Here is a 22986-nt window from a genome sequence, read left to right as displayed (position 1 = left end):
GGTGGTCGAGCTCAGCCTCGGGTCGGGGCTACCAGGGTGGCGCGGCCGATGGTGTGACTGCTGATGAAGAAGCCGGTGAGGGCTCCGCTGGTCGTCGGGGTGACGTCGACGGAGGCGACGTCCAGGGCGGTGACGGTGATGTAGTAGTCGTGCGTGGAACCCTTCGGCGGGGCGCCGCCGATGTAGCGGGCCGCGCCTGCGTCACCGGTCAGCTGGACGGAGCCGGCGGGCAGCTTGCCGCTGCCAGGGGTGCCGGCGCCGAGCGGCAGGGAGGTTGTGGTGGCCGGGACGTTGGCTACCACCCAGTGCCAGAAGCCGCTGCCGGTCGGAGCCTGCGGGTCGTACATCGACACCACGAAGCTCTTGGTCTTCGCCGGGAACCCACGCCAGGTCAGCTGCGGCGAGATGTCCTTTCCACCCGGTACGCCGAAGATTCCGGACTGCTGGTCGAGCGGCAGCGGGCGACCGTTGCGGACGGTCGTGCTGCGCAGGTCGAACTTGGGCACCTTGGGCAGGTACCGGTACGGATCCGTTCGCTTGTGGATGAGGTCCTGCGGGATGGTCGCTTGGGCGGCGTCGGCCTTGGGCGCCGTGGTCGACGCGGCGAAGGCCGTGGTCAGCCCGAGGGCGAGGACTGCTGCCGCGATCCAGATCTTTCGCATGGTCATTGCTTCCTTACATCGATAGTTTGAACAGTTGAACCGGGAAGTGAATGTGTGAGGTGCCGCCGTTGAAGATGGCGGCCCGGTCCAGTTGTGGGACGGGGATCCACAACTGGTGCCGGGGGTCGAGGTAGAGCGCGTCCGCCCAGTGCAGCCTGGGATCACGAAGAACCTCGGTGATCCGGCCGTCCGGGCTCCGGCGCTTGATCGCGTTCTGCGCGAGGTCGGAGAAGTAGAGATTGCCGAGGGCATCCATGGCGGTTCCACCGGACGGTGGCAGGTCCGCCCACGCCCGGACCTGTGCAGCCAGGCGGTCGGGAGTGACGGCGGGGTCGTCGAGCGCGCGGGTCGGCACCCGGGACCACGGTCCGGCGAGCGGGCCGTAGTACAGCCACTTCCGGTCCGGCGAAAGTTCGAGCGGATCGGCGTTGACCTTCAGTGGATTACCGTCCGCCCCACGCAGGATGGTGCCGTCGACAACGATCGGCCGATCGTCAGGAGCCACGGTGGACGGGTGTCCGTCGAGTACTCGCCGGGCGGCGCCGGTGCGGAGGTCCAGGACGATCAGCCCCGGTCGTCCGGCATCCGTGAGGTAGGCATGCGTGCCGTTGAAGCGGATGTCGTCGATGTAGCTCCCCGCCAGCGCCACGTCCGAGCCGAACGGATAGATCCTGCTGACGCGATTGGTTGCCACGTCGACGCGAATCAGCTTGGCGCCTCCGGGCAACGGGTCGCCGCCGAACTCCGGCGTACCGGTGTCAACCGCCCACAGTCCGCCGCGGCCGTCGAGGTTGATCGCGTTGACGTTGACGAACGTCCGGCCCGCCGGTGTCCCCGGGCGCCAGGAATTCCAGGCCACATCCGGGTACGGCGCGACTCCGCCGTCCGCGGTGAGCTGACCCAGCGCGGGCCCCGCCGAACCGGACCAGCGCAGCCCGCCGACAAAGGTCCGGCCGTGGTCGGCAGCGACCGAGTTCCAGATCATTCCGTTGCTTTGCACAACTACTTCGAGGCGGCCGGCGCCGACCGCCGGTGGTGCGCCGACCGCCACGAAAGCGACCGCTAGCAACGCTGCCAAGGTGCGACGGAGATTCGACATGACGCGAAGGTAGCGGGCAGGTGGTACTCACTTTCAAGGCCGACTAGTTACCTTCAGGAAAGGGCCGCACGCTTGACCAGCGCGGTGAGACGGTGCTCGACGAGGCGCCGCATGACGAGCGAGGTCGTGGTTCGCGAGCGCGTCAGCGACGGCGTCGAGCTTCCGCTGGGTCACGGTGACCGACAGGTACACCCCGAGCGGATAGCCGAGCGCCGCCGGATCGATCCGGCGCTCGCCGCTGCCCAGTACGCCGTTCTCCTTGAGCCGCTGGAGCCGGGCCTGCATGGGCATCCGCACACCCTGGCCTCCCTGGCCGGCATCGACACCGACTCCGTGGTCAAGGCCGCCCTCGACCTGATCTGACGAATCCCCTTCAGAAGAAGGCGAGAGGAGTCGTGGGGGCGCCGGATGCGTTGGCGACCGGTAGCGGTGGGGCGGTGAGGAAGAAGTCCCATCGCCCCAGCCGGTCGCACATCGTGGCGAGCTCTTCAAGCCACCACAGTTCGCCGATCGTCAGGCCGAGGTCGCGAATCAGGCGGGAGTGCAGTGGGTAGGTGACGTCGTACGGGCGCTCGAACGGCGTCACCTCGAAGGTGCGGTTGTCGATCGCGATCGCGGCGAACTCCTGATCGTGGATCCAGTCGACGGTCGTGACGGAGAGTCCTGGATGACTGCCGGTCCAGTACTCCGTCTTGTCGTCGAGGCCGTAGAACCAAGCCATCTCCCCCGTGCGGACGAGCAGGATGTCACCGCTGCGGAGCTCGACCGCTTGTGCCGCGGCGCAGTCTGCCAGCTCCCCCGCGGATATCGCCTGGCCGGGCAACAGACGTCGTACGCCCTGGTGACGCGGAAGATCCAGCAGCACACCTCGACCGGCGAGCAGGCCGCCGAGCAGGTGCGTTCCGCATCTGCGTGCTCCTCCGGCCGCGCCGACGGTGCCGACCCAGAAGCCGTTGTACATGGTCTCCGCGTAGTAGGCATGCGTCAGCCCGTCCCAGTGCGTACCGCTCTGCAGCGGGAACGACAGATAGTCGTCGCTACCGAAGAAGCCTCCGTTCGCCCGGTCCTCGACGAGTCCGGCCAGTACGTCGGTGCCGGTGAAGGCGTGCGTGTGGACAACAGCCGGCCGCGACGGATGCACCGGCATCTCCGCGGCGATCGGGATCGCGCAACTGACCACCTGGCCGGTCCCGGCCAGAGCCATCGCCGCACGCCGGCGCTCCTCGGTGATGAAGTTGACGGTCCCGATCTCGTCCAGGTCACCCCAGCGGCCCCAGTTGTTCGGGCTCCGCCCGGCCGCCGCGCCGATCACCTTGCCATCGGCGTCGACCCGGTACGTCGGCGGCTCCCAGCCACGCCCCCAGTCGTCCATCCAACAGTCCTCTCACTCACGGACCGTTCACGATACCCCCGCGGTTCAGCCGGTGTAGGCCTGTTCGTACAGCTTGCGGAGGTCCGGATCGCTGGGGCCGCTGTGGCCGCAGATGCTGACCTGACCGTTGCTAGCGGCAACTAGATAGTTGTCGCCGACGGTGAAGTCGACGCCGAGCAGGGTGGCGACGTCCTCGGGCATCGACTGGACCTCGACGTTGTCGGCGGGGCCGCCGCGGTACCAGTGGGCGACCTTCAGGGTGATCAGGTCGCCCTTGATGGCGGTGACCTGGCCTTCGAAGGCGACCGGCAGGTCCTTGAAGTCGGCGACCTCCGGAGCCCGGCACTTACCGGCGGCGCCACCGGCCAAGGTCAGCTTGACGGCAGGCACTGGCGGCGTAGCGGTCGGTGGGTTGTCCTGTGCGTTGACTCCCCAGACGACGCCGCCGGCCGCGATCAGTACGGCGGCCGCGGCGGCGGCCGGGATCCACCGGCGGCGCGGGCGAATCGGGGTGGGCTGGATCTCGGTAGTCATTGTGTTCTCCAGGAGACGGTCGAGGTCGGGCTGGGGAGCACCCCGCAGTGACGCCGGGTCGGCGGCCTTGAGCTGGGCCAGCAGTTCGTTGTCGTTCACAGTTCACTCCCTCTCTTGACCTGTTCCTGTCCGGCGGTGGCGCCGTTCTTTCGCTCGAGCTCGGCGGCCAGTTTTTTCTTTGCCCTATGCAACCGAATGCTCACCGCGTTCGCCGTCAGCGTTGTCACTTCGGCGATCTCCTGCGGGGCCAGGCCCTCCCACGCCCACAACATCACCACTTCGCGATCGACCTCACCGAGCGTCCGCAACGCGTCGTACAGGTCGGCATGCTCGGTGCGCTCGCCCGGTGGAGACGCCGTGCGCGCCAGCTTGTCGACCAACCGCAGGCGGCGGCGGTCGGCGCGGCGAGCGTTGGCCAGGCATCCGCGGGCGACGCCGTAGCACCACGGCAGCACCTGATCAGGATCAACCTCGGCACGGTCGGACAGGTTCGGTACGTCGTCCAGCCGTCGCCACAGCACGAGCATCGTCTCGGCCAGCACGTCATCAGCGGCAGCTGGCTCGGCCCGGCGGACCAAGTAACGGTGCAAGGGCGCGCCAACCGCCCGCACCAACACCTCGAACCGGGCCTCACGCATGGAAGTCACATCCCCACCTGTCCGGCACCCCGCCCATCCTTTCAACCCACCCGATCCCCGCAGTCAGCCGGTACGCCGGTGCCCGCTCCGCGACGCGGTTGGTGGGAACGTGGTTTGCGGGGATCTGCTGTCACGGAGCGGCAGTGGATCCCCGCAGAGGCGCCCGTGGATCGGCGATCGGTCGCTCATCCACCGTCCAACCCAGGAACCCGCTGCCCCGAATGTGCTCGTCCTATCCGGCCGCTCACATCCGGCCGACGACGTACGCAACGGTTACTCGCCGCTGCGGCCGGTTCTACTGAAGCGGGTGGCGGGGGTGGTCTGTGGCTGGGCCGGATGGTTCGGTCGGTGACCGCGCGCCCGTGGCCTGTGGCTGACGGGCTGTGGTTGCTCCCGACGACGAGGAGGCCTGGCGGCTGACCCATCGCGACGGCGGAGGACTATGTTCCGGTGGTCTACCGGCGTGCTTCATTTGAACGGATATCCGTTCAAATCGGCCCTTCTCTGGTCAAATATTGAGGGGAGAACCAGCAACTTGAGGGGAGATCCCCTCGTTTTCCATACAGCAACCGGAGCCCGGAAGCTCAGACGGCCGGCAGGCGGTCGCCGACCTCGCCATCCCCCTCAGCCACAGGATCGGCCAACCACTCTGCTCGTTAGCCACGGCCGCTGCGGCGACGACCCGGCATCCGGGTATCCGGCCGCGCCGAAGCGTGCTTTGCGGGGATCTGCTGCCGCTGGGTGGCAGTAGCGCCCCGCGAAGCCGAGCTTTCGCTCGCGGGGGCCACCGGTGACCCGTGGCGAATGGCTGGTGCGCCTTCACGGATTCCTACTGTCACGGAGCGGCAGTCAGGCTCCGTGGATCTCGTCCGGACAGTCTGTGTCGGGGGGCGGGGATACTGGGTGGCATGTTGGTGGGTTGGGTGGAACGGGATATCGCGGATCAGAGTGGGCGGACTGTGCTGATCACGGGGGCTAACTCGGGGCTGGGGTTGCGGGCTGCGGTGGTGTTGGCGGGGAAGGGAGCTCGGGTGCTGATGGGGTGCCGTTCGTTGGAGCGGGGGCGGCGGGCGCTTGCTGAGGTCGGGTCGCCGGAGGCCGAACTGGTCGAGCTTGATCTTGCCGATTTGAGCTCGGTGCGGGCGACCGCCGCTACGGTCCGCGAGCGGACTGGGGACAGGCTCGACGTACTGATGAACAACGCGGGGATCACCGGGACTCCGTTCGGGCGGACGGCCGATGGGTTTGAATCGCAGTTCGGGACCAATCATCTTGGGCACGCTGCGCTGACCTGGCTCTTGATGCCTGCGCTGCGTAACGGGGCCGAGGCGCGGGTGGTCACGGTCTCGTCCATCGCGCATCGGGGGCCTGGGCTTGACCTTGACGATCCGAATTTCGAGCACCGCACTTACCGGGCGCATCTCGCGTATGCGCAGTCGAAGCGGGCGAACCTGATCTTCGCGTTCGAGCTGGATCGGCGACTCCGTGCGGCCGGCTCGTCTGTTCGCAGCATCGCGGCTCATCCCGGGATGACGAATACCGAACTCTTTCCCAACGCTCTGAAGAACCGTGGTCGGCTGGCGGTCAAGGCGAGCCGGGTCTTCAACGCGATCGCGACGCAGTCGGTGGACGCCGGCACCCTGCCCCAGCTGTACGCCGCAACCTCGCCGACCGCGCAGGGCGGCGAGTACTACGGACCCGGCGGACCGTTCGAGATCGCCGGGAAGGTCGGCCGCGCCCGACCGAACCCGAAGGCAACCGACGAAGGAACCGGCCGCCGACTCTGGGAACTGACGGCCGAGCTCACGGGAGTCACGCCGGATCCGAGCTAGCGGACCTGGCGACCTTCCACCGGCCAGTGGACCTTGCCGAGCTCACGGCCCGACTGTCGAAGTACTGGCAGACCCTCAGCACCTCTCCACGCGTGAGCTGCCAGGCTCCCTATCCTTCAACGGTGACTAGCTTTCCGAACATCGCCGTCGGCACTCCCGGCGAGCAGCTCCCGATGCCCCTCGGTGTCCTGACGATCCGGATGACCGGCGAGCCCCTGACCCCCGAACTCCTCAACACCCTCCGCTCGGCCCACCAAACCATCCCCGCAACCCTCTGACCGCCAACTTCAGGGACCTGATAAGGCTCGGCTCCGGCCGGCTGATTACTCAGCCCGCCGGAGCCTAGGACCGCACTACTTGATCGTGTAGCCGAAGGTGTCGTGGCGGAGGGCGTCGCCGGAGACCTTGACGATCTTGACGGTGTGCTGGGCGTTCTTCAGGTTGGTCGCGGTGAAGACCTGCCGGTTGGTGACCCGGGCGTCGCCGTGCAGGTTGACGCGGCGGACGACCTTGCCGTCGAGGTAGACGTCGGCTTCACCCTGGTCGGCGGCCAGTGCGCTCGCCCACTCGATCGACGTACCGGTGAAGGTGAAGGAGGCCGAGGCGCCGTTCGCCGTGGTGGCGTGGACGTCGTCGCGGTAGTCGCCGCGGAAGCGGAAGTCGAGGGCGACGGCCCCGACCGGCTGCTTGGCGAGGTACTCCTTCTTGATGGTGACGGTGCGGCCGGTGACGGTGTAGTCGGTGCCCTTGACCAGGTCGGCGCCGGCCTTGGAGAGGGCGGCGAGTTCGCTCGGGTCGCGGCTGATCTCGATGCTGACGTCGGCCGGCTGTGCCTTGTTGAACGTCGCCTTGTCCGGGTTGAGCAGGCTCTCCTGGCGGACGTTCAGCTTGTCGACCAGCATGTACTGGCCGCTCTTCTTCACCGCGCGGATGGTGTGCGCGCCGTTCGGCAGGTCGGAGATGCTGTAGACGACCTGCTGTGCGCCACGGCCGTCGGCCTGGAAGGTGTTGACGGTCTGCTTGAGCGTGCCGTCGATGTAGATGTCCACCTCGCCTTGCGAGTTGTGCGTCTCGGTCACGTAGTCGACGCCGTTCCCGACGAAGCTGTACGAGAACGAGTCACCGTTCTGCTCGGAGTACTGGACGTCGTCCTGGTAGTCGCCGAGACCGCGTCCCGTGCTGCGGCTCCACGAACCCGTGTAGACGATCTGCGAGTTGTCGTTGTTGACCTCGAGGGTCCGGGTGCCGGTGTTGGCCGCGCCCGGGGCGCTGGCGCCGGCCGAGTCGGAGACCGTGACGTTCAGCGGCTCGGAGGTGGCGGGCACCTCGTAGTTGCCGTTGCGCTTCCAGTCGCCGTCATACTTCACCCGCAGGTCGTCGTCGTTGACCTTGATCGTCGAGTTCTTCTGCGGCGTGATCTTGAACAGCCGGGTGCCATGGATCGGTACGTCGTTCGCCGTGAAGCTGCCGTTGAACGTGCCGAGGTCCTTCTTGGCCCACAGGTCACGGACCTTCGCGGAACCGGTCAGACCGAGGTCGGCGAAGGTCGCCGTCATGTTCGCGTCGGTCTGGCCGAGGTTGAACAGGGCCACGGTGTAGCTGCTGTCGGCGTTGAGCGAGTACCAGACCTGGCGGTTCGAGGTGGTGGAGACCGGGTGCGCGGGGCGGCCGGCCTGGTTGACCGCGATGACCTCGCGGTTCGTCAGCAGGTCGAGGCCGTACTGGTCGAGCCGCGTCATGTCGTTACCGGTGTACATCGGGGCGGCTGACACGGCCCACAACGTCGCCGCCGTACGGCGCTCGTCCTTGGTCATGCCGTCCATCTGGCCGTTGCCGACGTTCAGGGAGTCGAGGTCGTTCCAGCCGCCGGGGCCGGCGTGCCGCCACCAGTCGGCGAGCTTCGGGAAGAGCCGGCTGATGTTCGGCCAGGCCGTCAGCGCGACACCTTCGCAGTAGCACTCGACGTCCCAGTCGATCCGCCAGCCGTTCGCGTACTGCTTCCAGTAGTCGGCGTAGTTGATGTCGAGCGCCCAGGACAGCTCGAGCCAGATCTTGTGCTTGGCGAGCGCGGTCGACCAGGCCTTCACGTCGTCGCGCGCGTCCAGCGTGAGGTTGCTGACGCCCGAGCCCGGGGTGACGCTGTCGAACTTGAGGAAGTCGATCCCCCAGGAGCCGAACAGGTCGGCGACCGAGTCGATGTACTTCTGCCCACAGGGCTTGGAGAAGTCGATCTTGTAGCCGATCCCCCAGTAGTCGGCCTTCACCAGCGGCCGGACCGGGAGGTCACCGGTCGTGCACTCGGGAGCGCCGTAGACCGGCAGGTTCGCGTCGATCACCTGCTGACCGATGCCGGGGATCGCGTAGATCCCGATCTTCTGGCCGTTCTTGTGGATGTGGTCGATCAGCTTCTGGAAACCGCTCGGGTAGTTCTTCGCGCTCGGGGTCGGGCGGCCGTACGCGTCGATCCCGTCGTTCCACGCGGCGTCGATGTTGATCCGGTTGTAGCCGTACGGCTGCAGCTTCGCCTTCATCGCGTCGGACTGCGCGGTGATCTGCTTCTCGTTGATCCAGGTGCCACCGTTCCCGGCGTACACCTGCATGCTGTAGCTGCTCCAGCCCATGTACGGCTTGTCCGCCTGCGTACCGGCTGGTCCACCAGGAGCCACCGTGACGTTCGACGGGAGGGGAGCCTGCGGTACGGCGCCCTGCTGCGAAGCCGCGTCGGGAACAGCGCCCGGACCCGGCACTGGAGCCGCGGACGACACCACTGTCGAACCGGCCGGAATGAGTGCGGCGAGGACAAGGGTGGCGAGCACGCCTCGTAATGCCTTGGTTCGGATGGATCTCGTCATCAGCGGCGACCTTCTGCCTGGCGGATCGGATAGGATATTGGAATCTTGATCGGGTTAAGTAAGTCCGTCAAGATCCGATAGGCCGAAATCCACCAGGAGGGCCGATCTGCTTCCCGCTAAGTCAGTGCGGGCGTCAGGTACGGCGTGACGTTCCGCAGTGCTCTGGTCACGTACTCGTCCTTTTCGCCCACCGGAGCCACATAGTCCATCGCCTCGATCGCCGCATCCAGACTGTGCAGCCGGGCGATCGTCCAGGTGGCCAGGTAGGTGGACGCGAGACATCCACCGGCGGTGGCGAGGTTGCCGCGGGCAAAGAACGGTTGATCGAGCACCTCGACGCCGGCGGCGATCACCCACGGCTTGGTCGTCACGTCGGTACAGGCAGGTACGTCGTCGAGCAGGCCGAGCTTGGCCAGCACGAGCGCGCCGGAGCACTGTGCGGCCAGGAGCTGACGCTCGGGATCGAGACCACGCAGCACGGACATGATCGCCGGGTCCTCGACCACTTCCCGCGTCTTGATGCCACTGCCGACGATCACGGCGTCCGCCGTACAGGCTTCTTCGAGATCGATGCCCGCGTCGACAGTGACATTGATGGTAACGCCGTTCATCGAGGTCACCCAGGGGGTCGGGCTGGCGATCGACACCCTCCAGCCGGGTTCGCGGACCCGGTTCAGGATGCCGAGAGCGATCAGCGAGTCGAGTTCGTTGTAGCCGTCGAAGGTCAGGATCGCGATGTGCATGGAGCGGACGGTACGCCGATCGATCCATGACCATCCAGGAATTGTCATGCATACAATGCGGTGATGCGGACGCCGAAGTACAAGGGACTGGTCGACGGGCTGGCGGAGGAGATCCGCAGCGGGCGCCGACCGGCTGGTTCGCGGCTGCCCACACATCGGGAGCTGGCCGCTGCCGAGGGGATCGCCTTGGTGACCGCTTCTCGTGTGTACGCCGAGCTCGCCGCGATGGGTCTGGTCAGCAGCGAGCAGGGGCGGGGCACGTTCGTCCGCGATCTCGCGACCGCCGGTGACGGATTCGATCAGCGGTCGGTCGCGGTCGACGCGATCGATCTGAGCTTCAACTCGCCTTCGGTACCGGGACAAGCCGACCTGCTGCGGCAGGCCTTGCGGGAGCTCGCGGCGGCTGGGGATCTCGATGCGCTGCTGCGGTATCAGCCGCATCGGGGCCGGGCACAGGATCGGGAGGCGGTGGCACAGCATGTACGGCGGCGTGGGCTGACCGTCGGTCGGGAGCGGGTGCTGATCGTGAACGGCGCTCAGCACGGGCTGGCGGTGTCGGCGATGGCGATGTTCCAGGCGGGCGACGTGATCGCGGTCGATGCGATCACCTATCCGGGGTTCATCGTGCTGGCCCGGACGCTCGGACTGGAGCTTGCGCCGCTGCCTGCCTCGACGAATGGGATCGATCTGGATGCGCTCGATCAGTTGTGCCGCCGGCGGCGCGTGCGCGGTCTGTATGTGATGCCCACCGTGCACAACCCGCTCGGCTGGGTGCTCGACGGGCCGGCCCGCGAACGCTTGGTCGCGATCGCCCGGCGCAATGAGCTGACCGTCATCGAGGACGCGTCGTACGCATATCTGGCCGAGGATGCGCCGCCACCGCTGGCGATGTTGGCGCCGGAGCTGGCCATCTATGTGTCGGGGTTGTCGAAGAGCGTCGCGACCGGGCTGCGGATCGGGTACGTCGTCGCGCCGGATCCGCTCGTCGCCGCGATCGAGCGCGTCATCATGGCGACGACCTGGCAGACGCCCGGAGTGACCGCGGCCATCGCCTGCCGGTGGCTGGAGGACGGCACGGTCGATCGGCTCGAGGTCCAGAAGCGTGCGGATGCCCGGGCGCGGCAGGCCATCACACTGGCCGCGTTGGGCGAACTGCCGTCGATCGGGCACCCCTCGTCGTACGTGCGCTGGTTGCCGTTGCCGCCGGATACCCGGCCCGATCGGATTGTGGCTGCGCTGGCCCGGCGCCGGGTGGCGGTCTCCACGGCGGCGCCGTTCGCCACGACTCCCGCCGTACCGCAGGCGTTGCGGTTGGCGATCGGATCGGTGCCACTCGACGACCTGGAGCAGGCTGTTCGGGCAGTCCGCGAGGAAGTCGAGGCAGACGCGGTCCGGTGACGGCGGCCCCGACGTACTGTCGGCTACACAACGACATGAAGGATTGGGGAATCGCATGAGGGTGGTGGCGCTGAGCGCTTTCCTGCCGAGCTACCGGATCATCTCGAACTGGGCGGAGCGCAACGGGCACGAGATGGTGCTCGTGGTCACGCTGCCGGCCGAGGCGGCGAGCCGGTACGGCGATGGGCCGTCGTTCAGCGAGACGGTGTCCGCTGAGACGAGCGTGGTGGTCACCAGCAAGCTGAAGACAGAGGCGGCCGAGGCGATCGCCGCGGTGCAGCCGGACCTAGTGGTGTCAGCGGCGTTCCCGCGGCTGATCCCCGAGGAGATCCTGCGTCTCCCCGCCTACGGCGCCTTGAACCTGCACCCGAGCCGGCTTCCGAATGGACGTGGACCGAACCCAGCGCGGGTGGTCTACGAAGGCTCGACCACGGTCGACGTCACAGTGCATCGCACCGACGGGGCCTTCGACACCGGCGCGATCATGGCCCAGCGCTCGGCCCCGCTGCCGGACAACCTGAACGGCCCTGCCCTCTTCAAGGCCTGGGTCGACCTGCTCGGTGACGCGCTCGACGAAGCCGGTACGAAGGTGTTCGCCCGTGATCCCGGTTATGTGCAGCACGACGACACCGCGTCGTACGCGGGGGTCTTTGAACCGGCCGAGTACGAGCTTGACCTGACCGAAGCCACGCCCACGATCATCCGGAAGGTTGCGGCGTTGAACATGTTCGCGCCGCACGCCAAGGCCGTCATCCAGGGCGAGCAAGTCCTGATCGCCGAGGCTCAGGTTGCCGAGAGCAACAGTTCTGTCGCGCCTGGGACGGTGCTGGCCAAGCACCCGGACGGCTGGGAGATCCGGACCGCCGATGGGGCGATCCGGATCATCAAAGCCTGAGGTCAGCGCATCCGTGCGGCGGCCCAGGTGAGCATGTCGGCCTTGGCCGCCGCCATCACTCCACCGTGGTCGGCGCCCGGATAGAACGTGAAGGTCACCTTGCTGCCGGCCTCGCGGAGCTTGTCGGCGGTGATCTTGGTCGCCAGCGGGTACGCCGTGAGGTCCGCCGTCCCCTGGCCGATGAAGAGCGGCTCGCGGTAGCGGCTGATCGGGATCTCAGCGTCCTGATCGATCATCCGCAGCAGCTCCTCCTGCTCGGCCGCGTCGACGTCGAAGATGTCAGTGCCGTGCTTCCCGGCCAACTGCTGCGCGATCGCGGTGTAGCAGTCGGTGTTCATTGCCTTGGCCAACAATTCCTGCCCGTACGGCGTCAGGTAGCGCGCCGCGTCGAACGTCTTCGGGTGCGTGTTGCGCAGCCCGGCGACGATCATCAGCACCGACGGATTCGCCGGGGACGCCGCATCGAACGGCTTTGCCACGCTGGCGGTCAAGCGGAGCTGGCTGCTCGGAGCAGTCGCGATCGTGCCCCGGTAGTCCAGCTCGGGCGCGTACTTGCGGATCACGGATCCGGTGAACAGGCTGGCCTGCCCACCTTGCGACTGTCCGACCGACAACCACGCCCGGCCCAGCGAGTGGTCGAGCTTGCGGGCGGCGCGCACGATGTCGATCACGCCGTACGCCTCGGAGCGGCCGTTGAGATAAGCGTGCTCGCCGGGGGTACCCAGGCCTTCGTAGTCCGAGGCAACGATCGCGTACCCGGCCGCGAGCCAGGTGGTGAGGAAGTCGATGTCGCGCTGCGAACGTCCGGCGCGTGAGTTCGCACAGACATCGGCGACACCGACCGTGCCGTGCGCCCAACTGATCACCGGCCAGCCGCCCTTGGGCGCGCGGCCGGGCGGGACGAAGACCGCGCCGGACACGATCACGCGGCGGCCGTCGTACCCGGTCGAGGTGTATTTCACCCGGTAGGCGCGGCCCGTCTCCGGTAGCCACAGGTCCTTCGGGAGTCCTTCCGCGTTGACCAGCCGGCCGGGCTGCTCATGCGCTTCGGCACTGGTCGTGCCGGCTCCAACCACTGCCGCCGCGACGATCATCGCGACCATCCACCGTCGAATTCTCATCCCACCAGGGTGCTGACCAATCCTGGCCCGGTCTTCGGTAGCGGTCGCCTATTTCACGCTTCGCGGTACCTATTCGAAGTTCCACCCATCCGGGGTGCGAGCGGCCCCGAAGAGCAGATGTGAGCGACACCGTTCACGGCCCTCTCCCCAGGAAAGAGATCGTCATGTCTCGCAAGATCGTCCGCGCCGGTATCGCCGCGTCTGCTCTGGCCCTCGTTCTGGCCACCGCCGCGTGTGGCAGTGACAACAAGGCCGACACCCCGGCCGCCTCGACGCCGACCTCGGCACCGAGCAGCGCGCCGTCGAGCGAGCCCTCGATGAACAACGCCTCCGGCCTCGTCGGCCCCGGCTGCGAGGCCTACGCCAAGGCCAACCCCACCGGCGCGGGATCAGTCGACGGCATGGCCGCCGTACCGGTCGCCAACGCCGCCGCCGGCAACCCGCTGCTCACCACCCTGGTCGCGGCCGTCTCCGGCAAGCTCAACCCGAAGGTCAACCTCGTCTCGACCCTCAACGGCGGCCAGTTCACCGTCTTCGCACCCGTCGACGACGCCTTCAAGAAGATCGACGCCAAGACCATCGAGACCCTCAAGACCGACGACGCCCTGCTCAGCAAGATCCTGACCTACCACGTCGTCGCCGGCCAGCTCGACCCCACCGCGGTCGTCGGCAAGCAGATGACGGTCGAGAAGCAGGAAGTCGACGTCACCGGCTCGGGCCAGAGCCTCAAGGTCAACAACGCCAACGTCATCTGCGGCGGCGTCAAGACGGCCAACGCGACCGTCTACCTGATCGACACGGTCCTGATGCCCCCGGCCGCATGATCATCACCACCCCTTAGTACGCCGGGCCGGTGCCGCGTGCAGTTGCCGTGGGCACCGGTCCGGGACCACCATGAGGGTCGAACAGAGGAACATCAGCGTGAGCGAACCGACCGCACTCCCCTGGCCGGGCAACGGAGCCCGTCCAGGAGTCAGCGATGCCGACTTGCTGGCGCGCACCGCCATCGGTGACACCGCGGCGTTCAGCACGCTCTACGACCGGATCAGCCCCTGGGTCTACGGCCTGGTACGACGGGTGCTGCGGAACCCGGCCCAGTCGGAGGAGGTGACGCAGGAGGTGATGATCGACATCTGGCGGACGGCCAGCCGGTTCGACGCGGCGCGTGGTTCGGCGCACTCCTGGATCCTCACCATCGCTCATCGCCGCGCGGTCGACCGGGTCCGCTCCGAACAGGCCGCCACCGATCGCAACGACCTGGTCGGCGCCCGGACGACCGAGGTCGACTTCGACCAGGTCTCCGACACGGTGACGACGCGGCTCGAGGCCGAGCAGGTCCGGCGGTGTCTCGGGACACTGACCGACCTGCAACGCGAGTCGATCACGCTGGCCTATTACAACGGCTACACCTACTTGGAAGTGGCCCAGCAACTCGATGCGAAACTGCCGACCGTCAAAGCCCGAATGCGCGACGGTCTGATCCGGCTCCGTGACTGCCTCGGAACCAGCAAGGGGGGTACGTCATGACCGAACCAGACGTCCACACGCTCACCGGCCCGTACGTCCTGGACGCGTTGCCCGAGGACGAGCAGGTCCGCTTCGAGGCGCACCTGGCCGAGTGCCAGTTCTGCACCGCCGAGGTGGCCGAGCTCCGTGAGGCCGCGATCAAGCTGGCGACCCAGGTCGAGACCGCGCCGCCGCCGCACCTGAAGGTCAACGTCCTGCAGGCGATCGAGAACGTCCGTCAACTACCTCCGATGGTCGCCGGTACGCCGGAAGTCGTGGCACCCAAGCGCTACAGCCGTCGCTCGGTCTTCGCGCTGGCCGCGGCCGCGCTCGTGATCGCCGGCGCCGGCGGGGTCGCCGTCGATCAGTACCGGGACAAGAACGCGGCCGTCCAGGCCAATGACCGGCTGACCGCGGTCCTCGCCCAGCCGGATGCGAAGACCTCACACGGTTCCGTCAAGGGCGGTGGGCAGGCCACCGTGGTGATGTCCGCGCGCGCCGACGCGGTCGTCGTCGTACTGCACGGTCTGCCGAAGCCGCCCAGCGGGAAGATCTGGCAGATGTGGCTGATGGACGCCTCGCAGAAGGCCCGGTCGATCGGGCTCACCTCGGGCGACGTCTCAACGGTGATCCAGGGCAACGTCGTCGGCCAGACGACCTTCGGCCTCACCGAGGAGCCGAGCGGCGGATCCCCCGCGCCGACGACTACCCCAGTGGCCGCTGTCGAGATGACCTGAACCTGACAGCCATCGGGTGGACCGTTTCTTGGGGAGAAAATCGCCAACGTACGACTACTGACTGTGCCGTCGCCCACGGCACAGTAGTCGCTCAGAGACGGAGTCATTGATGAAGCATGTCCGCCCATCGCGCTGGGGAGTCGCCCTCGCGGTCTTCGCGCTCCTGGGGGCAGGTGCCTCCAGCCAGGCCCAGGCCGCTGACAACCTCGCTCCGAACCCAGTTCTGGCAAGCAACACCACCGGCTGGGGAACCCTGTCCGGCGGAACCGGCGCCCGGGTGTCGATCACCGGGCACCCGATCGCGTCGTACGCGTATCAAGTCACGCTCTCCAGTGGGACGGCCGGGATCTACCTGCCGCAGCTGCCCGTCGCCGGCGGGAAGAAGTACACGGTCGCTGTGGATGCCAAGACCAGCGGCTCGGCCAAGATGCAGATGGACTGGTACGGCGCCAATGGCGGCTACCTCGGCAGCACCGAAGGTGCGTCGGTCGCGACGAACGCCTCGGGCTGGACGAAGGTCTCGGCCCAGTTCACCGCGCCGGCCGGAGCGACGAACTCGCATCCGCTGACCTCGATCGCGGGCGGTTCCGGCAAGTGGCAGACGACCGCCGCCGACTACCGCGTCGCCGGGGACGAGCCGCCGCCGACCGGGGACGGTGATAGCGCGGCCGCGAACTTCCAGTGGGGTACGCCGTTGCCCGCGAGCGACGAGTTCAACTACACGGGCGCTCCGGATGAGAGCAAGTGGGGCATCTACGGCGGGGCCGACGGCTGCTCGGCGGGTCACGCGGGGAACGGACAGCGCTGCGGGTACACGAACACTGTCCAGAGTGGGTATCTGCGGCAGACCGGTTACGCCAATGGCGATTCGGCCGGGCTCGCCTCGCATCTCGGGCAGAAGTACGGCCGGTGGGAGGTGCGGGCTCGCGTGCAGTCGGGCGGCGGTAGCGGAGCGGCGTACCACCCGGTGTTGATCACGTGGCCGGACTCGGACCAGTGGCCGCAGGGTGGTGAGTACGACTACTTCGAGGTGAACGTCGGGGAGACTCGCGCTACTGCCTTCATGCATCACCCGACGGACTCTGGTGTGGTGCAGGACGAGTACCACTCGGGTGGGCTGGATCTGGCGCAGTGGCACAACTACGGGTTCGAGTGGGCGCCGGACGGGCTGACCGGGTACATCGACGGGCAGCCGTGGTTCCACGACACCGATCCCGACGTCCAGGCGCCGGGGCCGATGCACCAGACGATCCAGCTGGACAACTTCTGCGGGTGTGCGATGCAGAAGGCTTACTTCGATGTGGACTGGGCTCGCGTCTATCCCCTCTAAGTTCCTTAGGGCACGGCCAGGGTCAGGACCACCTCGTTGCGGCGGATGGTGAGGTGGCCCCCGGTGGCCTCGGCGTAGCGGCGGGCTATGTCGAGGCCGAGACCGGACGAACCGCGGTCGCTGCGACCGCGCTCCCCCGCCCCCAGCGGGATCCCGGGCCCCTCGTCCGCGACCGTGATCTGTACGGCGTTGGTCGTGCGGAGCAACGTGATGCGGGCCGGGGTCCCGTCGGGGGTGTGGGCGACCACGTTCTCGACGAGGGCATCCAAGGCGGCGGCTAAGTCCTCAGGTGCGGACCGCACCATCGCCGGCGGATCCGGCAGGTCGAGGGTGAGGTCGCGGCCCTGATCCTCGAAGAGCGGCTCCCAGAAGGCGGCGCGGTCGCGCGTCACCTGGACTGCATCGCAGTGCGGGACCCGGCCTTCGCGCTGCGGTCTCCTGGCGGCGCTGATGACTGCGGTCAGGGTGCGTTCGAGCGTGGTGACCTGGGTGTTGAGCTCCTCGGCGCGCTCGCGGTCCGGAAGGGCCTCGACCTGGAGTCTGAGCGCGGTGAGCGGTGTCCGGAGTCGGTGGGACAGGTCTGCCACCGATTCGCGTTCGACCGCGATGACCTCGTCGATGCGGTCGGCCAGGCGGTTCAGAGCCGCCCCGACCTTCGCCACCTCGGCCGGTCCGGTGACCGGGGCGCGGGCTTCGAGATCACCACCGGCCAGGCGCTCCGCCGTACTGGCTGTTTCTTCGAGGGGGCGGGCGAGGCGGCGGGAGACGAGCTCGGCGCCGGCGATGCTGAGCAGCAGCACGAGCAGACCGGCACCGGCGACGACGAACACGCGCGGCATCAGGCCGGCGTACAGCTGGTCGTCGGTCAGGTAGAGGCAGACCGAGGCCGCGCCTTGCGGCGTACCGACATCGATCTCGACGGCCAGGCCGCTCTTGAGGTCGCGGAAGGCGGCATCGCCGATCTTCGGTGGGCCCTTGTGGTCGCCGTTGTAGTCGGCCGGGGTGTTCTTGGGCGGCGAGACGCCACCGGGCGGAGCCTGGCCGAGCGTCGTACCGTCAGGCATCCGGACCGAGATCCGGCCGGGGCCATCGTTGACGAGACCCTTGATGTAGGCGTCGATGTCGGCGGCGGAGCGGTCCTTGTCGCCGACGTAGTACGCGACCGCTTCGGCGCGGTAGCGGGCCTTCTCCTTGGACTCGGCGGCCGTCGTACTGCGCAGGAGCAGGATCAGCGGCACGGCGAACCCGATCACCACGAGCGTGGTCAGGCCGACCGACAACAGCAGGATCCGGCGCCGCATGTCAGCCTTCCAGTACGGCGAGTTTGACGCCGACCCCGCGGACGCTGTGCAGGAGGCGCGGCGCTGCGGCAGTCTCGCCGAGCTTGCGCCGCAGCCACGACAGGTGAACGTCGACCGTCCGGTCCCCGCCACCCCACGGCAGACCCCAGACCTCGGCGAGCAGCTCCCGCTTGCTCACCACCGCGCCTGGTCTTCTCGAGAGCGCCAGCAGGAGGTCGAACTCCTTGCGGGTCAGATCGACCGCATTGCCGTCGAGGGTGACTTCGCGACTGCGCGGGTCGATCTTCAGCGGGCCGACATCCACGGTCACGTCCTGCTGGTCGGTGCCGAGCCTGCGCAGTACGGCGCGGATCCGGGCATCGATCTGGGCGGAGCTGTACGGCTTGATCACATAGTCGTCCGCCCCGGCGTCCAGCAGCTTCACCACACTCGCGTCGTCATCACGCGCGGTCGCCACGATCACCGGCACATCACTCACCGCCCGCACCATCGCCAGCACGTCGCGCCCATCCAGATCCGGCAGCCCCAGATCCAGCAGCACCACCTCAGGCCGCTCCCGCGCCACCCCCGCAACGCCCTCAGCACCCCCCGCCACAGCCGTCACCACATGACCGACCGCCGTCAGAGCCTTCGTGAGCGACGTACGAATCGCATCGTCGTCCTCCACCAACAACACCCGAGCCATACCAACGAGCCTAACGACCCACCCCCGCCCCGCCCGCAATCTGAACGGATAACCCCGGAAATGTCCGGCCGCGGCGGCTGCCCGCGCCACAACCGGTGGCCGGAGACAGCAACGCGTGGGCGGAGACAGCGCACACCATGTCCCGAGCCACCGCTACCTGTCTCCACCCCCAACTCCCAGCCCCGCGCCACAACTGGTGGCCGGAGACAGGAACGCGTGGGCGGAGACAGCGCACACCATGTCCCGAGCCACCGCTACCTGTCTCCACCCCCAACTCCCGCGCCCGCGCCACAACTGGTGTCCGGAGACAGGAACGCGTGGGCGGGAACAGCGCACACCATGTCCCGAGCCACCGCTACCTGTCTCCACCCCCAACTCCCAGCCCCGCGCCACAACCGGTGGCCAGAGACAGGAACGCGTGGCCGGAGACAGCGCACACCCTGTCCCGAGCCACCGCTACCTGTCTCCACCCCCAACTCCCGACCCCGCGCCACAACTGGTGGCCGGAGACAGGAACTCGTGGGCGGAGACAGCGCACACCATGTCTCGGGCCGCCGTTTCCTGTCTCCGGCCCCAACTCCCGGCCACACCGCCGGCGCGAACGGCGGATTGGGCAGCCGCCCAGCCAACGTCCGAAGGATCGGGGGGCGTGGTCAGGGGGCGTGGTCGGCGTTTTTCGGACGTTAGCTGCACGGGCCCCGGCCGAGGACTCCATCAGGCGGGTTCGGCTGGGTGTGGGGCTCAGGAGAGGAGGAGCAGGGCTGCGAGGAGGCAGAGGGTGAAGGTGGTGGTGGCGGCGAGGGCTACCTGCCGGCCGCGGCGGCAGCGGGTGGCGATGGCGGTGGGGTCGACGGTGATGGCGCAGGGGTCGAAGTCGGCCGGGTCGGCGGGGGCGAAGACGCTGCCGACGCGCTCGAGGACGGGTCGGGTCGCGGCCTGCCGGGTCGCCTCCTGGACGACCCGGCGGCGCAGGAACTCGCGGGGCTCCCGATCCGGCACCGGCAGCCCCGGAGGTACGGCGTACTGGACGACTCGGTGGGCCGTCGCGATCCGGCGGGACCGGCTCAGCGACGGCGGGAGGATCAGGTAGGCCAGGCGGGCCAGCGACCGGTACTCGTCCAGCAGCAGCGCCTCGACCATCGGCTCTTCCCGCGTCGGGCCCTGGATCGGCCCCGGGACCAGCGGTGTTTCGACCGTGGCGGTCAATGCAAACTCCTCGGTTCGGCGTACCCCAGGTCCAACGAGCCAATCCCTGACCGGTCACGGACACCCTGAGCCTGTATCTGTTCAGCAGTTAGGCTCACGCCATGGCTGACGAGGTAGTGGCGGGGCGTTGGGGTGGGGTCGAGGTCAACTTCGGTGAGGAGGGTGGCCGGCTGACGTACGGCAGCTACCTCCGGCTGCCGCAGTTGCTCGACCAGCAACGGCTGGAGTCGAACCCGCCCGCGCACGACGAGTTGCTGTTCATCACGATCCACCAGGTCTACGAGCTGTGGTTCAAGCAGGTGCTGCACGAGCTGACCGCCTCCCGGGACGCGATGCTGAACGACGAGCTCTGGCTGGCCCAGCACCTGCTCCGCCGCGTGCACACCATCGAGCGCACACTCACCCAGCAGGTCGACATCCTCGAGACGATGACCCCGCAGGACTTCGGCGAGTTCCGGCACCGGTTGTCGCCGGCCAGCGGGTTCCAGTCCGTGCAGTTCCGGGAGATCGAGTTCCTGTCCGCCGCGAAGGACCCTTCCTTCGTACGCCGGTTCCGCGGCCTGACCGAGGTCGAGACAGCTCGCCTGGAGCGCCGCCTGGACGAACCGAGCCTGTGGGACGCGTTCCTCGCCGTACTGGGTCATGCCGGTTTCGACACGAGCTCCGACGATTCGATCCATGACGCGCTGCGCAAGGTGGCCGGCGACCGCGGTCACTACGGCGCCGTCTGGGAGCTCGCCGAGGCTCTCCTCCAGCACGACGAACTAGCCGCCGCCTGGCGCGCCCGCCACGTCGTCATGGTCGAGCGCATGATCGGCACCAAGCCCGGCACCGGCGGCTCCTCCGGCGCCACCTACCTCCGCAGCCGCCTCGACCTTCGTTACTACCCGTTGCTGTGGGATCTCCGCTCCAGCCTCTAGGCAGCCACATATCCGCCTGGAGGTTCTGCTTATCCGCCCGTATCGACCAGTTTACTTGTTCGATACGGGCGGATAACACCAAGACATGTTCGCTCGGCAGGGCCTGGAAGAAGCCCTCGAAACGCTCGGTGCAGTCCTTGAGGACCGCGGCATCCGCAGCCAGATCCTGGTTGTCGGCGGCGCAACCTGCTCTTGCTGGGAGTAGTGCAGCGACCGACCGCTGATCTCGATGTCGCCGGGTTCGCCCAAGGCACCCACTATGTGAAGGCTGAGCGTTTGCCGACGGGTTTCGAAGGACGTGTGCGGGTGCTGCGCTACAGCGCTCTGGAAGTCCACGTGGCGGGCCGCTTCGACATGATCTGCTTCAAGCTGTACGCCGCCGTCGATCACTCGGGCTACCGGAACAGCAAACATCTCGACGATCTGCGAGCGCTGACGCCTAGCGTGGACGAACTGCTCGCAGCATCACAATGGACTCGAACCCAGGACGGCTCCGACGGCTTTCTGGGCGAGCTGGAGAAGATCCTCGAGATGCTGGGGGTGCTGGTCAACGATGCCGGCCTCTAAGAAGCCGCAGACCACGTTCAAAGAGCTCGAGATCGCTCTCCTCTGGGGAGCGTGGGTCGAGCTGGGCGTCTCGGGCTGGGAAAAGACACACCGTGACTGGGCGGTCGATCCGGAGCCCCTGATCCTGCGCACAGCAGAGCTGGCCGACAGCGAGCCTCGATTGCGCGACGAGGCACTGGATTGGTCCATCCACTTCTGGCGGTATGTGTCGAAGGTCAGACTCCGCAACTTACTCAAGGAGCGTAGCGGACGGGCGCTCGACGACTGGGGCCGATTCGCGGCTACCGTGAACGAGCATTCCGGCGCTCACTGGCCGCGTGCCGGCGAGCCGTTCGCCTACCAGATCACCGGCCGGTCGACACTGGCCTCGATGAAACAGCCGTCGCGGGCCTGGCTACGACTGCGCGCGGCATTCGGCGTCGGCGCCCGGGCGGAGATCCTGCGCTTCTTTCTCTCCGGAACGTCACGAGCGAGTACGGCGCTCATCACCGCCGAACTGGGCTATGCGAAGAGCAATGTGATGGCGGAGTGTGAGTCGCTCGAGAAGGCCGGTGTGTTGCGGCGAGGGCGGATCGGAAACAGGTACTTCTACTCGCTGATGCACCCGGACGCGCTTGCGGAGTTCGTCGGTGAGATCGCACCGGTCCGACCTTCATGGACAGCATTACTCGAGGTCACATCGTCGCTGGTCCAGTTGGAGACAAGGGCGGCGGAATCTCCGCAGCGCGTCCTGTCGGTCGAGGCGCATCGTACCTACCGAAGGCTCGATGGCCTTCTGGACCGGCTGGACATCGAGGCTCGACCGGCGCTGGCTCGACCAGACGGGTATTGGACCGATCTTCATTCCTTCGCCGAGCCCTACCTCTCAGCTTGGGCCAGTGGCCGCTGGGATCCGAAGAGACCGCCAACAACGATTGCGCGCCGTACCCACGAACGGTAAGAAGATGCGGTGAAGGTCTATTCGCAGGTTGGTGGTCAGCGGTTCTGGCAGGTTTTCGGGGATCTGTTGCTGGTCGGGTGGGTGTATGTGTGCGTGAAGGTCGGCCTGCTGGTCTTCCGCATCACCAATGCGCTCGGTGCCCCGGGGCGCAAGACTGCCGAGGCCGGCGACGGTCTGGCGGAAGACCTCCGGCGGCTGTCCGATCCGATCGGCAAGGTGCCTGTCGTCGGTGACGAACTGCGCTCGCCGATCGACGGGGCTGCCGCTGCTGCTGCCCGGATGGCGCAGGCCGGCCGGGATCAGGCGCATGCCGTTGAGCAGCTCGCCTACCTGCTGGCCGCGGTCACCATCGCGCTCCCGATCCTCTTCGCACTGCTCATCTGGCTGCCCCGCCGCCTCCGTTTCATCCGCCGGGCTTCCGCCGCCCAACGCTTCATCGACAACGCCGCCGATCTGGATCTCTTCGCGCTCCGCGCCATGGCCAACCAGCCGATGCACAAACTCGCCCGCATCTCCGACGACCCGGTGACGGCCTGGCGGGAAGGTGACCCGGCGGTCATCCGCGAGCTGGCGACGTTGGAGCTCCGCACCACCGGCCTGAAACCGCCAACCTGACCGCGTTGTCTTGACGTTGCGGGGGCGGCCGCT

At 67.7% G+C, this 22986-nt stretch carries 24 protein-coding genes; 13 read left to right on the top strand and 11 right to left on the bottom strand.

Annotation, left to right across the window (positions count from 1 at the left end):
* Positions 1-11: 11 nt before the first annotated feature.
* Complete coding sequence (locus OG474_RS26515) at positions 12-662, bottom strand: YbhB/YbcL family Raf kinase inhibitor-like protein (protein ID WP_405056278.1); 651 nt, start codon at positions 660-662, stop codon at positions 12-14.
* 13 nt (positions 663-675) lie between these two features.
* Entirely contained in the window at positions 676-1761 is a 1086-nt protein-coding gene (locus OG474_RS26510) for an L-dopachrome tautomerase-related protein (RefSeq protein WP_405056277.1), read from the bottom strand.
* Positions 1762-1872: 111 nt separating this feature from the next.
* Here OG474_RS26510 and OG474_RS26505 point away from each other — a divergent pair, with 111 nt between their 5' ends.
* Positions 1873-2124, top strand: a complete 252-nt coding sequence (locus OG474_RS26505; protein WP_405056276.1) for a hypothetical protein — start codon at positions 1873-1875, stop codon at positions 2122-2124.
* Positions 2125-2134: 10 nt separating this feature from the next.
* On the opposite strand, the gene OG474_RS26500 is transcribed toward OG474_RS26505, so the two are convergent.
* Genes OG474_RS26500 through OG474_RS26490 form a run of 3 tightly spaced genes read right to left on the bottom strand, consistent with a single transcriptional unit; the run spans position 2135 to position 4305 of the window.
* Entirely contained in the window at positions 2135-3133 is a 999-nt protein-coding gene (locus OG474_RS26500; RefSeq protein ID WP_405056275.1) for a cyclase family protein, read from the bottom strand.
* A 45-nt stretch (positions 3134-3178) separates the two neighbouring features.
* A complete protein-coding gene (locus OG474_RS26495; RefSeq protein ID WP_405056274.1) occupies positions 3179-3766 on the bottom strand; it encodes a hypothetical protein in 588 nt (195 codons plus the stop codon).
* Positions 3763-4305 carry an RNA polymerase sigma factor gene (locus OG474_RS26490; RefSeq protein ID WP_405064618.1) on the bottom strand — a complete coding sequence of 181 codons (543 nt, stop codon included), beginning with the start codon at positions 4303-4305 and terminating at the stop codon, positions 3763-3765. The genes OG474_RS26495 and OG474_RS26490 overlap by 4 nt, the downstream gene beginning before the upstream one ends.
* A gap of 923 nt (positions 4306-5228) precedes the next feature.
* On the opposite strand from OG474_RS26490, the gene OG474_RS26485 reads away from it, so the two are divergent.
* Together OG474_RS26485 and OG474_RS26480 are read left to right on the top strand one after the other, a co-directional pair.
* The gene (locus OG474_RS26485; protein WP_405056273.1) at positions 5229-6137 is read left to right on the top strand and encodes an oxidoreductase; all 909 of its coding nucleotides are present in this window, start codon (positions 5229-5231) and stop codon (positions 6135-6137) included.
* A gap of 122 nt (positions 6138-6259) precedes the next feature.
* Entirely contained in the window at positions 6260-6415 is a 156-nt protein-coding gene (locus OG474_RS26480) for a hypothetical protein (RefSeq protein ID WP_405056272.1), read from the top strand.
* 75 nt (positions 6416-6490) lie between these two features.
* Here OG474_RS26480 and OG474_RS26475 read toward each other — a convergent pair whose 3' ends face one another.
* Together OG474_RS26475 and OG474_RS26470 are read right to left on the bottom strand one after the other, a co-directional pair.
* Positions 6491-8989, bottom strand: a complete 2499-nt coding sequence (locus OG474_RS26475) for a X2-like carbohydrate binding domain-containing protein (protein ID WP_405056271.1) — start codon at positions 8987-8989, stop codon at positions 6491-6493.
* A 116-nt stretch (positions 8990-9105) separates the two neighbouring features.
* A complete protein-coding gene (locus OG474_RS26470) occupies positions 9106-9732 on the bottom strand; it encodes a DJ-1/PfpI family protein (protein WP_405056270.1) in 627 nt (208 codons plus the stop codon).
* Positions 9733-9795: 63 nt separating this feature from the next.
* Between OG474_RS26470 and OG474_RS26465 the strand changes: the two genes are divergently transcribed.
* Positions 9796-11130 (top strand): PLP-dependent aminotransferase family protein, encoded by a 1335-nt coding sequence (locus OG474_RS26465; protein WP_405056269.1) that lies wholly within the window; start codon positions 9796-9798, stop codon positions 11128-11130.
* A gap of 55 nt (positions 11131-11185) precedes the next feature.
* Positions 11186-12025 carry a methionyl-tRNA formyltransferase gene (locus OG474_RS26460; RefSeq protein WP_405056268.1) on the top strand — a complete coding sequence of 280 codons (840 nt, stop codon included), beginning with the start codon at positions 11186-11188 and terminating at the stop codon, positions 12023-12025.
* Positions 12026-12027: 2 nt separating this feature from the next.
* Here the strand turns inward: OG474_RS26460 and OG474_RS26455 are convergent, their stop codons facing one another.
* Positions 12028-13146, bottom strand: a complete 1119-nt coding sequence (locus OG474_RS26455) for a lipase family protein (protein WP_405056267.1) — start codon at positions 13144-13146, stop codon at positions 12028-12030.
* A 164-nt stretch (positions 13147-13310) separates the two neighbouring features.
* On the opposite strand from OG474_RS26455, the gene OG474_RS26450 reads away from it, so the two are divergent.
* From OG474_RS26450 to OG474_RS26435, 4 genes are all read left to right on the top strand, one after another.
* Positions 13311-13970: a fasciclin domain-containing protein gene (locus tag OG474_RS26450; protein ID WP_405056266.1), complete on the top strand. Its 660-nt coding sequence runs from the start codon at positions 13311-13313 to the stop codon at positions 13968-13970.
* A 97-nt stretch (positions 13971-14067) separates the two neighbouring features.
* The gene (locus tag OG474_RS26445) at positions 14068-14673 is read left to right on the top strand and encodes a sigma-70 family RNA polymerase sigma factor (protein WP_405056265.1); all 606 of its coding nucleotides are present in this window, start codon (positions 14068-14070) and stop codon (positions 14671-14673) included.
* Entirely contained in the window at positions 14670-15389 is a 720-nt protein-coding gene (locus OG474_RS26440; RefSeq protein ID WP_405056264.1) for an anti-sigma factor domain-containing protein, read from the top strand. The genes OG474_RS26445 and OG474_RS26440 overlap by 4 nt, the downstream gene beginning before the upstream one ends.
* A gap of 109 nt (positions 15390-15498) precedes the next feature.
* Positions 15499-16719 (top strand): family 16 glycosylhydrolase, encoded by a 1221-nt coding sequence (locus OG474_RS26435; RefSeq protein ID WP_405056263.1) that lies wholly within the window; start codon positions 15499-15501, stop codon positions 16717-16719.
* Between the two features lie 5 nt (positions 16720-16724).
* Here OG474_RS26435 and OG474_RS26430 read toward each other — a convergent pair whose 3' ends face one another.
* The 3 genes from OG474_RS26430 to OG474_RS26420 form a co-directional block, all read right to left on the bottom strand.
* A complete protein-coding gene (locus OG474_RS26430) occupies positions 16725-18020 on the bottom strand; it encodes a sensor histidine kinase (protein WP_405056262.1) in 1296 nt (431 codons plus the stop codon).
* A 1-nt stretch (position 18021) separates the two neighbouring features.
* A complete protein-coding gene (locus OG474_RS26425; RefSeq protein ID WP_405056261.1) occupies positions 18022-18705 on the bottom strand; it encodes a response regulator transcription factor in 684 nt (227 codons plus the stop codon).
* Positions 18706-19446: 741 nt separating this feature from the next.
* Positions 19447-19911 (bottom strand): hypothetical protein, encoded by a 465-nt coding sequence (locus OG474_RS26420; protein WP_405056260.1) that lies wholly within the window; start codon positions 19909-19911, stop codon positions 19447-19449.
* Positions 19912-20012: 101 nt separating this feature from the next.
* Between OG474_RS26420 and OG474_RS26415 the strand changes: the two genes are divergently transcribed.
* The 4 genes from OG474_RS26415 (at position 20013) to OG474_RS26400 (ending at position 22953) form a co-directional block, all read left to right on the top strand.
* Positions 20013-20831 carry a tryptophan 2,3-dioxygenase gene (locus tag OG474_RS26415; RefSeq protein WP_405056259.1) on the top strand — a complete coding sequence of 273 codons (819 nt, stop codon included), beginning with the start codon at positions 20013-20015 and terminating at the stop codon, positions 20829-20831.
* 204 nt (positions 20832-21035) lie between these two features.
* A complete protein-coding gene (locus OG474_RS26410; protein WP_405056258.1) occupies positions 21036-21398 on the top strand; it encodes a hypothetical protein in 363 nt (120 codons plus the stop codon).
* Positions 21385-22338, top strand: coding sequence for a hypothetical protein (locus OG474_RS26405; RefSeq protein WP_405056257.1), 954 nt, complete (start codon positions 21385-21387; stop codon positions 22336-22338). The genes OG474_RS26410 and OG474_RS26405 overlap by 14 nt, the downstream gene beginning before the upstream one ends.
* Before the next feature lie 9 nt (positions 22339-22347).
* Complete coding sequence (locus tag OG474_RS26400; protein WP_405056256.1) at positions 22348-22953, top strand: hypothetical protein; 606 nt, start codon at positions 22348-22350, stop codon at positions 22951-22953.
* The last annotated feature ends 33 nt before the right edge of the window (positions 22954-22986 follow it).

It is taken from the genome of Kribbella sp. NBC_01505 (genome assembly GCF_045040285.1).
In the GTDB taxonomy this organism is placed as follows: Bacteria; Actinomycetota; Actinomycetes; order Propionibacteriales; family Kribbellaceae; genus Kribbella.
The sequence above is the reverse complement of the archived record's forward strand: the minus strand, read 5'-3'. Positions and strand labels throughout refer to the sequence as shown.

What these genes read in the sequence shown, in the direction of transcription:
- OG474_RS26515 (WP_405056278.1), bottom strand. Translation starts at nt 662, where the DNA reads ATGCGAAAGATCTGGATCGCGGCAGCAGTCCTCGCCCTCGGGCTGACC.
- OG474_RS26510 (WP_405056277.1), bottom strand. Translation starts at nt 1,761, where the DNA reads ATGTCGAATCTCCGTCGCACCTTGGCAGCGTTGCTAGCGGTCGCTTTC.
- OG474_RS26505 (WP_405056276.1), top strand. Translation starts at nt 1,873, where the DNA reads ATGACGAGCGAGGTCGTGGTTCGCGAGCGCGTCAGCGACGGCGTCGAG.
- OG474_RS26500 (WP_405056275.1), bottom strand. Translation starts at nt 3,133, where the DNA reads ATGGACGACTGGGGGCGTGGCTGGGAGCCGCCGACGTACCGGGTCGAC.
- OG474_RS26490 (WP_405064618.1), bottom strand. Translation starts at nt 4,305, where the DNA reads ATGCGTGAGGCCCGGTTCGAGGTGTTGGTGCGGGCGGTTGGCGCGCCC.
- OG474_RS26475 (WP_405056271.1), bottom strand. Translation starts at nt 8,989, where the DNA reads ATGACGAGATCCATCCGAACCAAGGCATTACGAGGCGTGCTCGCCACC.
- OG474_RS26470 (WP_405056270.1), bottom strand. Translation starts at nt 9,732, where the DNA reads ATGCACATCGCGATCCTGACCTTCGACGGCTACAACGAACTCGACTCG.
- OG474_RS26465 (WP_405056269.1), top strand. Translation starts at nt 9,796, where the DNA reads ATGCGGACGCCGAAGTACAAGGGACTGGTCGACGGGCTGGCGGAGGAG.
- OG474_RS26460 (WP_405056268.1), top strand. Translation starts at nt 11,186, where the DNA reads ATGAGGGTGGTGGCGCTGAGCGCTTTCCTGCCGAGCTACCGGATCATC.
- OG474_RS26455 (WP_405056267.1), bottom strand. Translation starts at nt 13,146, where the DNA reads ATGAGAATTCGACGGTGGATGGTCGCGATGATCGTCGCGGCGGCAGTG.
- OG474_RS26450 (WP_405056266.1), top strand. Translation starts at nt 13,311, where the DNA reads ATGTCTCGCAAGATCGTCCGCGCCGGTATCGCCGCGTCTGCTCTGGCC.
- OG474_RS26440 (WP_405056264.1), top strand. Translation starts at nt 14,670, where the DNA reads ATGACCGAACCAGACGTCCACACGCTCACCGGCCCGTACGTCCTGGAC.
- OG474_RS26435 (WP_405056263.1), top strand. Translation starts at nt 15,499, where the DNA reads ATGAAGCATGTCCGCCCATCGCGCTGGGGAGTCGCCCTCGCGGTCTTC.
- OG474_RS26430 (WP_405056262.1), bottom strand. Translation starts at nt 18,020, where the DNA reads ATGCGGCGCCGGATCCTGCTGTTGTCGGTCGGCCTGACCACGCTCGTG.
- OG474_RS26425 (WP_405056261.1), bottom strand. Translation starts at nt 18,705, where the DNA reads ATGGCTCGGGTGTTGTTGGTGGAGGACGACGATGCGATTCGTACGTCG.
- OG474_RS26415 (WP_405056259.1), top strand. Translation starts at nt 20,013, where the DNA reads ATGGCTGACGAGGTAGTGGCGGGGCGTTGGGGTGGGGTCGAGGTCAAC.
- OG474_RS26405 (WP_405056257.1), top strand. Translation starts at nt 21,385, where the DNA reads ATGCCGGCCTCTAAGAAGCCGCAGACCACGTTCAAAGAGCTCGAGATC.